15 protein-coding genes are annotated in these 14,125 nt (G+C 68.0%); 11 read left to right on the plus strand and 4 right to left on the minus strand.

What is annotated here, in order from left to right; all coding sequences use genetic code 11:
• The first annotated feature begins 68 nt into the window (after positions 1–68).
• The 4 genes from CFB34_RS10615 (at position 69) to CFB34_RS10630 (ending at position 3,595) form a co-directional block, all read left to right on the plus strand.
• The gene (locus tag CFB34_RS10615) at positions 69–725 is read left to right on the plus strand and encodes an amino acid ABC transporter permease (protein WP_089442531.1); all 657 of its coding nucleotides are present in this window, start codon (positions 69–71) and stop codon (positions 723–725) included.
• On the plus strand, positions 722–1,477 hold the full coding sequence (locus CFB34_RS10620) for an amino acid ABC transporter ATP-binding protein (protein WP_089442530.1): 756 nt from the start codon (positions 722–724) through the stop codon (positions 1,475–1,477). The genes CFB34_RS10615 and CFB34_RS10620 overlap by 4 nt, the downstream gene beginning before the upstream one ends.
• Positions 1,474–2,784, plus strand: coding sequence for an FAD-binding oxidoreductase (locus CFB34_RS10625; protein ID WP_089442529.1), 1,311 nt, complete (start codon positions 1,474–1,476; stop codon positions 2,782–2,784). Before CFB34_RS10620 ends, CFB34_RS10625 begins: the two co-directional genes overlap by 4 nt.
• A 79-nt stretch (positions 2,785–2,863) precedes the next feature.
• Positions 2,864–3,595: a class I SAM-dependent methyltransferase gene (locus CFB34_RS10630; RefSeq protein WP_089442528.1), complete on the plus strand. Its 732-nt coding sequence runs from the start codon at positions 2,864–2,866 to the stop codon at positions 3,593–3,595.
• A gap of 34 nt (positions 3,596–3,629) precedes the next feature.
• Here CFB34_RS10630 and CFB34_RS10635 read toward each other — a convergent pair whose 3' ends face one another.
• Together CFB34_RS10635 and CFB34_RS10640 are read right to left on the minus strand one after the other, a co-directional pair.
• Positions 3,630–5,051, minus strand: a complete 1,422-nt coding sequence (locus CFB34_RS10635; RefSeq protein WP_089442527.1) for a cytochrome c peroxidase — start codon at positions 5,049–5,051, stop codon at positions 3,630–3,632.
• 95 nt (positions 5,052–5,146) lie between these two features.
• The gene (locus CFB34_RS10640; protein ID WP_089442526.1) at positions 5,147–6,820 is read right to left on the minus strand and encodes an alkaline phosphatase family protein; all 1,674 of its coding nucleotides are present in this window, start codon (positions 6,818–6,820) and stop codon (positions 5,147–5,149) included.
• Between the two features lie 349 nt (positions 6,821–7,169).
• On the opposite strand from CFB34_RS10640, the gene CFB34_RS10645 reads away from it, so the two are divergent.
• Positions 7,170–8,081: an EamA family transporter gene (locus CFB34_RS10645; protein WP_089442525.1), complete on the plus strand. Its 912-nt coding sequence runs from the start codon at positions 7,170–7,172 to the stop codon at positions 8,079–8,081.
• Between the two features lie 30 nt (positions 8,082–8,111).
• Here the strand turns inward: CFB34_RS10645 and CFB34_RS10650 are convergent, their stop codons facing one another.
• Positions 8,112–8,585, minus strand: coding sequence for an Lrp/AsnC family transcriptional regulator (locus CFB34_RS10650; protein WP_039367332.1), 474 nt, complete (start codon positions 8,583–8,585; stop codon positions 8,112–8,114).
• A gap of 319 nt (positions 8,586–8,904) precedes the next feature.
• Here CFB34_RS10650 and CFB34_RS10655 point away from each other — a divergent pair, with 319 nt between their 5' ends.
• From CFB34_RS10655 to CFB34_RS10680, 6 genes are all read left to right on the plus strand, one after another.
• A complete protein-coding gene (locus tag CFB34_RS10655) occupies positions 8,905–10,290 on the plus strand; it encodes an amino acid permease (RefSeq protein ID WP_089442524.1) in 1,386 nt (461 codons plus the stop codon).
• Between the two features lie 46 nt (positions 10,291–10,336).
• Positions 10,337–11,539, plus strand: a complete 1,203-nt coding sequence (locus tag CFB34_RS10660; RefSeq protein WP_089442523.1) for an amino acid aminotransferase — start codon at positions 10,337–10,339, stop codon at positions 11,537–11,539.
• 163 nt (positions 11,540–11,702) lie between these two features.
• Positions 11,703–12,101 (plus strand): DUF488 family protein, encoded by a 399-nt coding sequence (locus CFB34_RS10665; protein WP_089442522.1) that lies wholly within the window; start codon positions 11,703–11,705, stop codon positions 12,099–12,101.
• A 138-nt stretch (positions 12,102–12,239) separates the two neighbouring features.
• Complete coding sequence (locus tag CFB34_RS10670) at positions 12,240–12,530, plus strand: DUF1488 domain-containing protein (RefSeq protein WP_089427535.1); 291 nt, start codon at positions 12,240–12,242, stop codon at positions 12,528–12,530.
• A 16-nt stretch (positions 12,531–12,546) separates the two neighbouring features.
• Positions 12,547–12,786 (plus strand): UDP-glucose 4-epimerase, encoded by a 240-nt coding sequence (locus tag CFB34_RS10675; protein WP_089442521.1) that lies wholly within the window; start codon positions 12,547–12,549, stop codon positions 12,784–12,786.
• 156 nt (positions 12,787–12,942) lie between these two features.
• Positions 12,943–13,293 (plus strand): metal ABC transporter ATPase, encoded by a 351-nt coding sequence (locus tag CFB34_RS10680; protein WP_089442520.1) that lies wholly within the window; start codon positions 12,943–12,945, stop codon positions 13,291–13,293.
• A 45-nt stretch (positions 13,294–13,338) separates the two neighbouring features.
• On the opposite strand, the gene CFB34_RS10685 is transcribed toward CFB34_RS10680, so the two are convergent.
• Positions 13,339–14,118 carry a helix-turn-helix domain-containing protein gene (locus CFB34_RS10685; protein WP_089442519.1) on the minus strand — a complete coding sequence of 260 codons (780 nt, stop codon included), beginning with the start codon at positions 14,116–14,118 and terminating at the stop codon, positions 13,339–13,341.
• Between the last annotated feature and the right edge of the window lie 7 nt (positions 14,119–14,125).

Here is a 14,125-nt window from a genome sequence, read left to right on the forward strand (position 1 = left end):
AGCGGTATCGCCCGCGCATCGCGGGCATCCACCGCGACGTGCCGCCGGGCCGTCGCATAGGAGACCTCATGTTTTTTCAGAACGCGATCGATTTCCTGCCGATCCTGCTGAAGGGGGCGGTGGTCACGATCGAGATCACGGCATGCGCGTTCGTGCTCAGCTCGGTGCTCGGGCTGATCCTCGCATTGCTGAAGGTGTCGCCCAACCGTGCCGTGTCGACGGCGGGGAGCACGGTCGTCAACGTGATTCGCGGCCTGCCGATCATCGTGCAGCTGTTCTACATGTACTTCGTGTTGCCCGATCTCGGCATCCAGCTGTCGGCATTCCAGGCCGGGGTGCTCGGTCTCGGCATCGCGTATTCGGCCTACCAGGCGGAAAACTTCCGCGCGGGCATCGAGGCGATCGACCGTGGCCAGATCGAAGCCGCGCACGCGATCGGCATGCGCGGGCCGATGATCATGCGGCGCGTGGTGCTGCCGCAGGCGTTCCGCATCGCGCTGCCGCCTTACGGCAACACGCTGGTGATGCTGCTGAAGGATTCATCGGTCGCGTCGACGATCACGGTCGCGGAGATCACGCGCGCCGGCCAGCTGATCGCGTCGTCGACGTTCCAGAACATGAGCGTCTATACGCTCGTCGCGTTGCTGTATCTCGCGCTCGGCCTGCCGCTGATGTTCGGCGTGAACCGGCTCGGCAAGCGACTCTCGCTGAGGAGAAGCGCATGATCCGGATCGATGCGATACACAAGCGCTTTCAGCAACACGCCGTGCTGAAGGGCGTCAGCCTCGACGTGCAGCAAGGTGAGGTCGTGTGCCTGATCGGGCCGTCCGGCTCGGGAAAATCGACCGTGCTGCGCTGTATCAACGGCTTCGAGACTTACGACGAAGGATCGATCACGATCGACGGCGTGAAGGTCGACGCACACTCGAAACGGATCCACGAGTTGCGGATGCGGGTCGGCATGGTGTTCCAGCGCTTCAACCTGTTCTCGCATCGCACGGCGCTCGAGAACGTGATGGAAGGGCCAGTCCACGTGCGGCGCACGCCGGCCGCGCAAGCGCGCGAGCAGGCCCGCGCGCTGCTCGACAAGGTCGGGCTCGCGCACCGGATGAATGCGTACCCGTCCGAGCTGTCGGGCGGCCAGCAGCAGCGCGTCGCGATCGCACGCGCGCTCGCGATGGAGCCGCAGGCGATCCTGTTCGACGAACCGACGTCGGCGCTCGACCCAGAACTCGTCGGCGAAGTGCTCGGCGTGATGCGCGGACTCGCGCGCGACGGCATGACCATGGTGGTCGTCACGCACGAAATGGCATTCGCGCGCGAGGTGGCCGATCGCGTGTGTTTCCTGCACGACGGCACCATCTGCGAAAGCGGATCCGCGCGCGACGTGCTCACGCAGCCGAAGCATCCCCGCACGCAGGAATTCCTGCGTCGACTGCTGGCGTCGGACGACGCCGCCAACCCGGATCGAACATGAGTGCAAGGAACGCTGCACCCGGATGGCCCGACGCCCAGTGGCCGGATTCGCTGTGGGCGGCGACCGCCGCGCCGGCGCCCGAAACACCCGCGCTCGACGCTTCCGCGTCGTGCGACGTGGCGATCGTCGGCGCCGGCTTTACGGGCCTGTCGACCGCGCTTCACCTGGCCGAACGCGGCGTGAACGTGCGCGTGATCGACGGCGCGCAGCCGGGCTGGGGCGCGTCCGGCCGTAACGGCGGGCAAGTGATCCCCGGCCTGAAATACGACCCCGACGAATTGATCCGCCGGTTCGGCGACGAAGCCGGCGAGCAGCTTGCCGCCGTGGTCGGCGGTGCGGCCGACACGGTATTCGACCTGATCGCGCGGCACGCGATCGACTGCGATGCGCGACGCCACGGCTGGATCCAGCCGGCGCCGACTGCCGCGATGCTCGACACGGTCGCCCGGCGTGCGCAGCAATGGGCTGCGCGCGGCGCACCGGTCGAACTGCTCGGTCGCGACGAGGTCGCGCGCCGGCTCGGCACGCATGCGTACGCGGGCGGCTGGATCGATCGCCGCGCGGGCAGCGTACAGCCGCTCAGCTATACGCGCGGCCTCGTGCGCGCCGCGCAGGCGAGCGGGGCGGTCGTGCACGGGCTGACGCGCGCCGTCGGGCTGACGCGTGCCGACGGCCGCTGGCAGGTCGCGACGGCCGGCGGCGCGACGGTATCGGCGGACCGCGTCGTGATCGCGACCAACGGGTACACGGACGGGCTGTGGCCGGGCTTGCGCCAGTCGGTGATCGCCGCGAACAGCTTTATCGTCGCGACGCAACCGCTCGCGCCGGAACTCGGTCGCGATATCCTCGCCGGCGGCGAGGTCGCATCGGATGCACGGCGCCTGCTGCTGTACTTCCGGCGCGATGCTGCGGGACGCCTGCTGATGGGCGGCCGCGGCCCGTTCGCGGAACCGCGTGCGACGAGCGACTGGCGACATCTCGAGCGTGCGACGACGCTGCTGTATCCGCAACTGAAGGGTGTCCGGTTCGAGTACCGCTGGGCCGGGCGCGTCGCGATCACCGCGGATTTCATGCCGCACGTGCACGAGCCCGTGCCGGGCGTGACGATCGCGCTCGGCTACAATGGGCGCGGCATCGCGATGGCGACGACGCTCGGCAAGCATCTGGCCGCGCACCTGTCGGGCGATGCGCAACTGCCGCTGCCGTTCCGGCGCACGCCGATCCGGCCCATTCCGTTTCACGGGCTGCAGCGCTTCTACATCGCGGCCGGCGTGGCCTGGTATCGGCTGCTCGACGGCCTGTCGTGATGCAGGCGAGACGTCGAGTCGCCACCCGTCGGCGGATCAGGCAGAATCGGCTCCCCCCGTTTCTATCGAAGGAGTCCGCATGACCGATCCGAACGAACCACCCGGCCGCCGGGCTTACGCGAGCTTCGCGCAACGCTACGCCGACATCGCGCCGACGAAGGCGCACAACGCGCTCTACGAACGTCCGGCGACGATGGCGCTGCTCGGCGACGTCGACGGCCTGACGGTGCTCGACGCCGGCTGCGGGCCGGGCATCTGCAGCGAACACCTCGCACGCCAGGGCGCGACGGTGCATGCGTTCGACGTCACGCCGGAGATGGTCGCGCTGGCGAGAACGCGCTGCGAGGGCCTCGCGGTCGACATCGTGGAGGGCGATCTGGAGGGACCGCTCACGTGGTTGCCCGACGAAGCGTTCGACAAGATCGTCTGTTCGCTCGCATTCGACTACGTGCGCGACCTTGCGTCGACGCTGCGTGAATTCCGGCGTGTCGCACGGCCGGGCGCCACGCTCGTGTTTTCGATGGCCCATCCGATGCGCGACTGGATGGACGAACGCACGCGCGGCGAGGGCACCTATTTCGATACGTCCCGCTTCGGCTGTCACTGGTCGGGTTTCGGCGAACCGAAACCCTATGTCGAAGCGTGGCGGCGGCCGCTTGCCGACATCCTGAACGCCGTGGCCGACGGCGGCTGGCGGCTCGACCGGTTCGTCGAGCCGAAGCCGCTGCCGGAGATGAAGGCCGCATCGGAGCGGCTTCATGCGGAGCTGTCGCTGGCCCCGGCGTTCCTCTGCATCCGCGCGCGCCGCTGATACGACACGACGCGGCGCGGGGGTCGTCCCGCACTCAATGCCGCACCGGCTCGTCGTTCAGCGTACCCAGGAATGCTTCGATATCCTTGATGTCCTGCGCCGTCATCGCGGGCGGGTCGCCCGGCTTGCGATCGAACGGCGCATCGGTCACGTCGACGTTCGCGCGATACTTCGGCGGGATGTCGTCGTACTCGTCGACCTTGCCGTCCGCGCCGCGCGAATAGAACTTCTGCGGCGAGATGCTGCGTTCGTTGTAGAACGCCATCACCTGGTCGAGCGTGTGGAATACGCCGTTGTGGAAGAACACGTGGCGCGTCGCCGAATTGCGCAGCGTCGGCGTCAGGAACATCCCGCAATACTGCGTCTGGTCCTTCAGGTCGTCGCGGAACGGCCCGCACACGCCGAGATCGTAGAACGCCGGGTTGCGGTTCTGCGCCAGCTCCTTGTTGCGCGGCGCGCCGAGCGCCTCGTACTGGTAGTCGGTCAACATCGGCGGCAGCCCGTCCTTGCCGGGTTTCGACAGATGGCAGCCCGCGCAATTCGCCTTGTCCGGATCGTTGAACAGGCGCAGCCCGCGCAGTTCGGCCTGCGTGAAGCGCGCACGGCCTTCGAGCCAGCGGTCGTACTTGCTGTTGTACGGATGGAACGACGGATCTTCCACCTGGTAGCGCGCGATCGCGAACATCGCCTCCGACACCGCGAGCTGCGGGCTGTCGAACACGCGCGGGCCGAACAGTTGCTCGAGCTGCGCGCGGTGCGACGACTGCTTGAGCTTGCGCGCGACGTCGTCGACGCTCGCGTTCGCCATCTCGACCGGATTCAGCAGCGGGCCGAACGCCTGTTGCTGAAGCGTATCGGCGCGGCCATCCCAGAACAACCCGCCCTGCGGCACGAGTTGCGGCGCGGCCGACGTGCCGGCCACCTTCTGCGCCTTGACGACGCCGGCCGCGGATGCAGCCTGCTGCGCGACGCTCGGCGCGGCGTCGTTTTCACCGGCATCGGGGCCGATGCTGAAGTTCGGCTGACGGTACAGGTACATCAGCGACGGCGGCGGGCGATAGCCCTGCTGCGTCATCGCGAGGCCGCCCGGCTGCACGTCGAGCGCATTCGGCGGGCCATACGCATGATCCGGGCTGTGGCACGACGCGCACGACTGCTTGCCCGACGCGGACAGCGACGGATCGGCGAACAACGCGCGGCCGAGCTGCGCGACCGCCGACAGCGGTTGCGCCACGGGTCGCTGCAGCACGACCGGATGCGGGTTCGCGCCCGTCCAGTCGGCGACGACGGTGCCGATCGCCGCGGGCACCTGCGCGGGAAACGCGATCGCGAACGCGCCGTAGCCGAGCACGGCGGCGCCGATCACGAACGCCGCGCGGCGCAGCAGGCGGGAAGGGGCACGCGGCGCGGGTGTGCCGGCGGCATCGGGAGACGGAAACGCGGGGCGAGCTGTCATGCTGTCGGTCGAAAAACGGGCGTCGCACGAAGCGACGCGTTGAAATGGAAACGGCCGGCGCGTGCTGCGCCGGCCATGCGGTCACGACGTCCCGGTCAGATCGCCGGCGCCGAGCTCAATACGGTGCCGAGCGTCGGGTCGAGGTACAGCGGCGCCGTGTTCGGCTTCGACGTGAAGTCGAACAACGCGCGCAGGTCGCCCGCCGTCGCATCGAACGAGCCGCCGCCGATGCGCTGGCCGCCGAGCCAGTTGTCCTCGATGAAGCGCACGACGGACGCCTGGTCGAGCATCGTGTGGTCGACGTAGTTCTGCTTCGCGTACGGCGAGATCACGACGAGCGGAATGCGCACGCCCGGGCCGCAGCGGCCGTTCACGGTCGCGCCGTTCACGCCGGTGGTGCCGCCGGTGCCGCACTTGCCGCTGCCGTTGACCTGGTCGACCGGGTCCGACGATGCGTGCGTCGGCGCCGTGTACACGTGGTCGTACCAGCCGTCCGAGTCGTCATACGTGACGATCACGGCCGTGTTCTGCCAGTCCGGCTGCTGCTGCAGGAAGTTGACGACCTTCGTCACGAACGCCTGCTCGTCGAGCGGATCCGAATAGCCCGCATGCCCGTCCTGCGCCGCCGGCGCCTTCAGGTAGCTGACCGACGGGAAGTTGCCGGCCTTGACGGCGGCGAAGAAGTCGTCCGTGTCGTACTGGTGGTTCGCCGGTTCGGCGGTCTTGCCGTCGGTCTGGAAGCTCGAACCGATCGCGGCGACCGAGCTCGGGCGCGTGTGCTGCGGGTTCGCGGTCGACGCGTAGTACTGGAACCAGTTGTGGTGCGGGATGTAGTCGGCCGTCGCGGCGTTCACGGCGGTGGCGACCGTGCTGCGCGCGCAGCCCGTGGTGCCGTTGCCGTTCGTCGTCGACAGGTTGAAGCCGCCCATGAAGCCGCCCCACGTGATCTTCGCGCTGTTCAGCAGGTCGCCGATGTTCTTGCCGGTCATCATCGCCTGGTCGGTCGTGCTCGAGCACACGTCGAAGCCCGGGTCGACGTCGTTGATCATCGTGAAGCCGCCCTGGCCGTCGTTGATGTAGTACGAGGTCGCGGCGAGCGTCGACGGCTGCTTCGACGTCTTGACGATCTGCATCCCGTTGGTCTGGCCCGACACGACGTTCAGCGCGCCCGGCGTCGACGGGCCGTAGACCGTCGTGAACGTGTTGTCGCTCATCGCGAAGCGCTGCGCATAGTTCCACAGGGCCGTCACGGTATTGCCGTCGAAGTAGCCCATCACCTGGCCCTTCGTGCCGAACGCGCCGGCGCCGCCGGACGAGCCCTTGCCGGTGTATTTCGGGAACAGGTCGGCGAGGCCGTTGTCCTCGGCCTGCTGCTCGGCCGTGTACGCGTGGTTCTGGTCGGCGGTCGCGGCCTGCGTGCGGTCGAGGCGGAACGGGTTCGCCGCGTCGGTGCCGTTGGCCGTGTTCGTGAAGTTCGGGTTCGCGGTGAGCAGCGTGCCCGTCAGCCCGTTGATCGTCGGCGTGCCGGACTTGGCGGTGAACGCCGGTTCGCCCGACGGGTTCGTCGCGTTCGGGTACGTGCCGAAGTAGTGGTCGAACGAGATGTTTTCGCCGTAGATCACGACGACGTGCTTGATCGGCGTGGCGGTCTGCAGCGCATCCTGCGACGACACGGCAGGCGTCGACGTGGGATCGTCGCTGCCGCCGCAGGCGAACAACGCCAGCGCCGCGGCTGCGCAGGCGGTGACGAGCAAGGCTTGACGGAACATCGGGAAACTCCAGGTAAGGTCTTCGATGGTGGAGAGCGGCCCCGTCGCCGTGTCGGTTCGGCGCGGAGCTCTTGAGCGAGCACGCGCATTGGAACAGTCCCGTATGAAGATATGGGGACGGAGTGGTTTCGTCGCGATTGCGCTGCGGTATCGATTTCATTACGGCGGAATGCGATGCGAAAGTGAACGGAAAGGGGCAGACCGCATGCCACCTTCGCGTCACATCCCGCGGCGCGTGGGCCGCTTGCCGCGGATGCCGCGCGGGGCGGGCGAAAGGGCGTCATCGACGGCTCGGCGCACGGTGCGGTGCAGCGCCCGTTTTTTGACAATCGGATGACGTATTCCTACGATGAACGCCCTGCGGCGACGATTTCGCGTGGCCGACCGTCAGCGAGTATTCAGCGTGCCGATTCCCGTTCTGTTTGCCGTCCTGTGTGCGGCGTTCCTGCACGCGTCGTGGAATGCGCTCGTCCGCAGCAGCGGCGACCGGCTGCGGTCGGCCACGGTGCTGCAGATCGCGATCGGGCTGTTCGCGCTGCTGTTCCTGCCGGCCGCGGCGCCGATCACGCCCGCGAGCTGGGCGTGCGTCGTCGCGTCGGCCGTGCTGCACGTCGTCTATACGCTGCTGCTGGTGCGCGCATACGAGCACGGCGACCTCACTGTCGCGTATCCGGTCGCACGCGGCACCGCGCCGCTGCTCGTCACGCTCGGTGCGGCGGCGTTCGCGGGCGAGCGGCTGAACCTGGGCGCGCAGGCGGGGCTCGTGCTGATCTGCGCGGGCATCCTGGCGATCGGCCTGGAGCGCGGGCGCGGCGCGAAGCACCGGATGATGCAGGTGCTGCCGACCGCGTTCGCGACCGGCGTGTCGATCGCGGCCTACAGCGTGGTCGACGGGATCGGCGTGCGGGAAAGCGGCAACACGGTCGGCTATACCGCGTGGATGTTCGTGCTGACGGGCGCGATGATGGCCGCGTACTACCGGCTGCGGGCGGGGCCGCTGCGGCTGACGCAGGAGGCCGGGGAAACGGCGAAGGCCGCGTGCGGCGGCGTGTTCGCGGCGCTCGCATACGGCATCGTGATCTGGGCGATGGATCGCGCGCCGATGGGGCCGGTGTCGGCGTTGCGCGAAACGAGCGTGGTGTTCGCGGCGCTGATCGCGCGCGTGTATCTCGGCGAGCGGCTGACGCCGCGCCGGGCGGCCGGTTGCGCGGTGATCGCGGCGGGGGCGTTGCTGATCAGTGCGTTCGAAGCGGTGCGGTGACGGGGCCGCCCTGGCGCGCGGCCCGCCGAATCAGGCCTCGACCGGCATCGCACTCGTGCACTTGATCTCGTCGAGGCACACGCTCGAATGCACGCCGCTCACGCCGGGAATGCGCATCAGCGTCTCGAGCAGGAATCGCGACAAGCCCTTCAGATCGTGCGCGACGACCTTCAACACGTAGTCGATGTCGCCCGTCACCGAGAAGCACTCCTGGATCTGCGCGAGATCGGACACCAGTTTCTGGAACTTCGACAGGTCGCGGATATGCCCGCGCTCCATCGTCACGTGCACGAAAGCGGTCACGCCGAAACCGAGCGTGTCGGGGCACAGCCGGGTTTCATAGCGACGGATCGCACCGATTTCCTCCAGCCGCCGGTGGCGGCGCAGCGTCTGCGCGGGTGACAGGCCGACGGCCTTCGCCAGGTCGAGGTTCGACGCGCGGCCGTTCTCCTGCAGGATCGCGAGCAAGTGGCGATCGAGGCGATCCAGAACCGGTTCATGCATTTTTGTTTCCTCATCTGTCTCCCGGATGCAATCTTATCTCATAATGTAGGGTTTGCATGAACGGGTTACGAAACCCGATTTCGCCGTCGCGACGCTAAACTGACGCCGGATTTTCGTGTGCGAACGCAGCAAGGCGGGCGCGGCGACGGTCGGCGGCCGGTCTGGCGGGCACGCCGACGCGAATCGGGCGCCGCCACGCGAAGATTGCAGTCCCCAACCCGGCGGCTCCACGAACGGCCCCGGCACACCAAAACAGCGCCCGGCACACCGAGGCGCGCCGCACCCCGCTGCAGGCGGGCGCGGACAGAGTGGAGAAGACATGGTTTCTGGAAACGAGAGCGACGGCCTGAAGCGCGGGCTGAAGAACCGGCACATCCAGCTGATTGCGCTCGGCGGCGCGCTCGGCACGGGGCTGTTCCTCGGCATCGCGCAGACGATCAAGATGGCGGGCCCGTCCGTGCTGCTCGGCTACGCGGTGGCCGGCATCGTCGCGTTCTTCATCATGCGCCAGCTCGGCGAGATGGTCGTCGACGAGCCCGTCGCCGGCTCGTTCAGCTACTTCGCCAACAAGTACGTCGGCCACTTCACCGGCTTCCTGTCGGGCTGGAACTACTGGGTGCTGTACATCCTCGTCAGCATGGCCGAGCTGTCGGCCGTCGGGATCTACGTGCAGTACTGGTGGCCGGGCGTGCCGACCTGGGTGTCGGCGCTGGTCTTCTTCGTCGCGATCAACCTGCTCAACCTGGCCAGCGTGAAGTCGTACGGCGAGACGGAATTCTGGTTCTCGATCATCAAGGTCGCCGCGATCGTCGGGATGATCGGCTTCGGCGGCTGGCTGCTCGCGAGCGGCCATGCAGGGCCGGAGGCGAGTGTCCGGAACCTGTGGCAACACGGCGGCTTCTTCCCGAACGGCGTGTCGGGGCTCGTGATGTCGATGGCCGCGATCATGTTCTCGTTCGGCGGGCTGGAGCTGATCGGCATCACCGCGGCCGAGGCCGACGATCCGAAGCGCAGCATTCCGCGCGCGACCAACCAGGTGATCTACCGCATCCTGATTTTCTACATCGGCGCGCTCGCGGTGCTGCTGTCGCTGTATCCGTGGGAAAAGGTCGTCACCGGCGGCAGCCCGTTCGTGCTGATCTTCCACGCGCTGAGCAGCAACCTGGTGGCCAACGTGCTGAACGTGGTCGTGCTGACGGCCGCGCTGTCGGTCTACAACAGCGGCGTGTACAGCAACAGCCGGATGCTGTTCGGCCTCGCGCAGCAGGGCAACGCGCCGAAGGTGCTGTGCTCGGTGAACAAGCGCGGCATTCCGCTCGCCGCGCTCGGCGCGTCGGCGCTCGCGACCGGCGTGTGCGTGCTGGTCAACTACTTCATGCCGGGCAAGGCGTTCGAGGTGCTGATGGGCCTCGTCGTGTCGGCGCTGATCATCAACTGGGCGATGATCACGCTGATCCACCTGAAGTTCCGTCAGGCCAAGCGCGCAGCCGGGGAGGAGACTTCCTTCCGCAGTCTGGGCTATCCTTTCACGAATTACCTGTGCCTGGCTTTCATGGCCGGCATTCTCGTCGTGATGTACCTGACGCCGGATCTCCGCCTGTCGGTGTACCTGATCCCGGTATGGCTCGCGGTGCTCGCGGTCGGGTATCGCTTCCGTCAGAAGAATGCAGGCTATGCGGTGCACGACGGCGCATCCGCACGCTGACGCAGGCCACGACCGACCATTCTTCCAAACGAGACCGATTCAAGCCATGTTCGAACACATCGACGCGTACCCGGGCGACCCGATCCTGACGCTCAACGAGAACTTCCAGAAAGATCCGCGCGACCAGAAGGTCAACCTGAGCATCGGCATCTACTTCGACGCCGAAGGCCGGATTCCGGTGATGGGCGCCGTGCGCGAAGCCGAAACCGCGCTGCAGCGCGACAGCGGCGCGAAGCCGTACCTGCCGATGGTCGGCCTGGCCGCGTATCGCGACGCCGTGCAGGCGCTCGTGTTCGGCGCCGATCACCCGGCCCGCGCGGCCGGCCGTATCGCGACGCTGCAGACGCTCGGCGGCTCTGGCGCATTGAAGGTCGGCGCCGATTTCCTGAAGCGCTACTTCCCGGATTCGCAGGTGTGGCTCAGCGATCCGAGCTGGGAAAACCATCGCTTCATCTTCGAGCGCGCCGGCTTCACGGTGAACACGTATCCGTACTACGACGAGGCGACGGGCGGCCTGAAGTTCGACGCGATGCTCGCGGCGATCGACGCGCTGCCGGCGCGCAGCATCGTGCTGCTGCATGCGTGCTGCCACAACCCGACCGGTGTCGATCTCGACGAAGGCCAGTGGGAGAAGCTGATCGACGTGATCGAGGCGCGCGGGCTGCTGCCGTTCGTCGACATGGCGTACCAGGGCTTCGGCGCGGGCCTCGACGCGGACGCGTTCGCGGTGCGCGAACTGGCCCGCCGTGGCGTGCCGGCGCTGGTCGCGAACTCGTTCTCGAAGAACTTCTCGCTGTACGGCGAGCGCGTGGGCGGCCTGAGCGTCGTCTGCGAGGATGCCGCTGCGGCCGAGCGCGTGCTCGGCCAGCTGGCCGGCGCGGTGCGCTCGAACTACAGCAACCCGCAAACCTACGGCGCGAAGGTCGTGGCAACCGTGCTCGGCACGCCCGCGCTGCGCAAGCAGTGGGAAGAGGAACTGGCGGCGATGTGCCGCCGCATCGCGCGGATGCGGCAGTCGATTCATGACGGCCTGCGCGACCACGTCAGCGGCGAGGCATTGACGCGCTACGTGAAGCAGCGCGGGATGTTCACGTACACGGGCCTGACCGAATCGCAGGTCGACGCGCTGCGCGAAGTGCACGGCGTGTACATCCTGCGTTCGGGCCGGATGTGCGTCGCGGGCCTGAACGACTCGAACGTCGCCATCGTCGCGGATGCCATCGGCAAGGTGCTGAAGAGCGGCGTCTGAGCGCGGCGCGCCCCGGCGCGCAACTCGGCTGGCCGAACCGGCTGTCTCCGCAAGGGGGCAGCCGGTTTTTTCGTTGTGCGGCCGCAAGGTGCGCCACCCGGCTGACGCGGGGCCACGCACGGCGGTACGATCACGGCATCCCACGCAACTCGGAAGGAAGCACATGGGCATCCGGATCATCCAGCTCGGCACGCCGCGCGCGCCCGGCGAGGGCCTGCGGATCGGCACGGTGCGGCGGCCGCCGCGCGGTGTGCCGAAGGCGGAATTCGCGTCGCGCAACTACTATGATGTATGGCTGCCGACACTGTCGCCGAGCGCCGAACTCGTCGCGCAGGCGCAGGCCGCCGCAACCGATGCCGAATGGAACGCGTTCCGGCGTCACTTCCGTGCGGAGATGGCGCACGGCGACGCGCCGAAGGTGCTCGACCTGCTGGCGGCGCTATCGGCGACCACCGCGTTTTCGATCGGCTGCTATTGCGACGACGAGCGCCGTTGCCACCGCAGCGTGCTGCGCGAACTGCTCGCGGAGCGCGGCGCGACGATCGAGCCCGACGCAGGCTGAAAGCCGTTTGTAGCGGCATCGCGCAGCCGCGCCGGCACGCTGCCGCGCCGTTATCGTGCGGTGCAGCGAACCGGTTGACGTGGGTCAAGCGTGCGGGCGCGCGCGCCACTATGCTCTTGTCATGGAGCCATCACGACGATGACAGGCCGACAGATGCAGATTGTTTTCCCGCCGGAGCCCCCCGAATATTGCGCACGCGACCTGGTCGTGGCGTTTTCGGCACTGGTCGACGGACGGTGCGTGCAGTGCGCGGTCACGGCCGAGGCGCTGGAGGATCATTTCGGCGCGCCGTCGCTGCTCGAACGCGACCTGCTGGCCGCATTCGACGCGCACCGGTCGGCGATCGAGGCGATGGCACGACGCATGCTCGAGGAAATCGGCGGCCGGCCGGTGCTGCTGCACAGCGGCCACTTCCGGCTCGGAGACTGATATCGCAGGAGGGCGCATGACACTGCAGGGCAACATTCACGAACGCGACTGGTCCGTCGAAGTCGAGACGCGCCCGTGCGAATCGGGCGAATTCCGCTGCCGCGTGTCGGTCGAGCACGGCACCGGCGCCGCGCGTTTTCATCATACGTTCGAGCACAGCCATGCGTATCAGACCGAACGCGAGGCGATGATCGAAGGGCTGCGGGCCGGAATGACGTGGATCGAGATGAAGACGTCGCAGACCTTCAACGTATGAACGGACCCGCGCCGGCGACGGCACGGGCAGACTATCGGCCGGGCCGCGATCGCAGAAGTCGCGCCGTGCCACGGGCAACAGGTGCCGCCGCCTTTCGGTGCGGGCGGCACATGCAAGGCGGTCGACGAGCGGGCGGCCCCGTCAGGGAGACACGACATGGGCGTGGGCATGCAGATCGCCTGCCTGGGATTCGCGGCGACCGCCGCGGTCGAAGCCGAAGCCGGCGCGCAGCTGGTGCGGCTCGAACGGTTTCGCGCGCTGATCGACGGCTGTTACCTCGCCATTGAAGCGAGTGCCGACGCCGGCGGCGTTCGCGTGTACGACGTGCGACTCGACCTCGTGACGCACGACACGGCGCGCTGGCCGCTGCCGCCGTGCGTCGGCGGCAACCTGGACGACGCGCTGCGCCGCGCGTTCATGCAGGCCGAACAGGCGCTGCTCGCGTGCCAGGCGGCCGGTGCAAGGGTGGGGCTGCGCAACGCGGCGGCCGATGGCGCGGTGCGCTGATGCATCGCGCGCGGCGCCGTCAGGCGCAGCCCGGGTTCCGGCTCGTCAGACCCGGGCGAGCGCTTGCGAATCGATGATGCGCACGCGCTTGCCGCGCGTTTCGACCAGCGCTTCGCGATGGAACCGCGAGAACATCCGGCTCACGGTTTCGAGCTTCATCCCGAGATAGCAGCCGATTTCCTCGCGCGTCATCCGCAGGTTGAATTCCGTCGCCGAATAGCCGCGCGCCTCGAAGCGCGACGACAGGTTCAGCAGGAAATGCGCGACGCGCTGCTCGGCCGACATCGTGCCGAGCAGCAGCATCTGGCTCGATTCGCGGACGATCTCGCTGCTCAGCATCTGGTAGAGGAAGTGCTGCATCGGCTTGATCTCGCGGCACGCCGCTTCGAGCGCACCGAACGGGATGATGCACACGACGCTGTCCTCGAGCGCGATCGCGTCGCAGCAATGCTGGCCGCTGCCGATGCCGTCCATCCCGAGCGTTTCACCGGCAATCTGGAAGCCCGTCACATGCTCGCGGCCGTCGCGATGCATCATCACCGTCTTGAACGAACCCGCGCGCACCGCATAGATGCTCTGGAACGGATCGTCGGTGCGGAACAGCGCGTCGCCCTGGCGCACCTGCCGGGTGGTGCAGATGATCGAGTCGAGGCGGCCGTATTCGGCCGCGGTCAGGTGCGGCGGCAGGCACATCGAGCGCATCGCGCACACCGAGCAGCGCGCGGCGGGATGCTTGGCGGCGTCGGCGCGCGTGACCGCGCGTAGCGGAATCGTCGGCCGGGGCGTGAGGGATACGTCGGCGGCGCAGGGGGTGGCTGTGGACATGAGTCAC

Origin of the sequence: Burkholderia sp. HI4860 (genome assembly GCF_002223045.2) — a bacterium.
Taxonomy (GTDB): Bacteria; Pseudomonadota; Gammaproteobacteria; order Burkholderiales; family Burkholderiaceae; genus Burkholderia.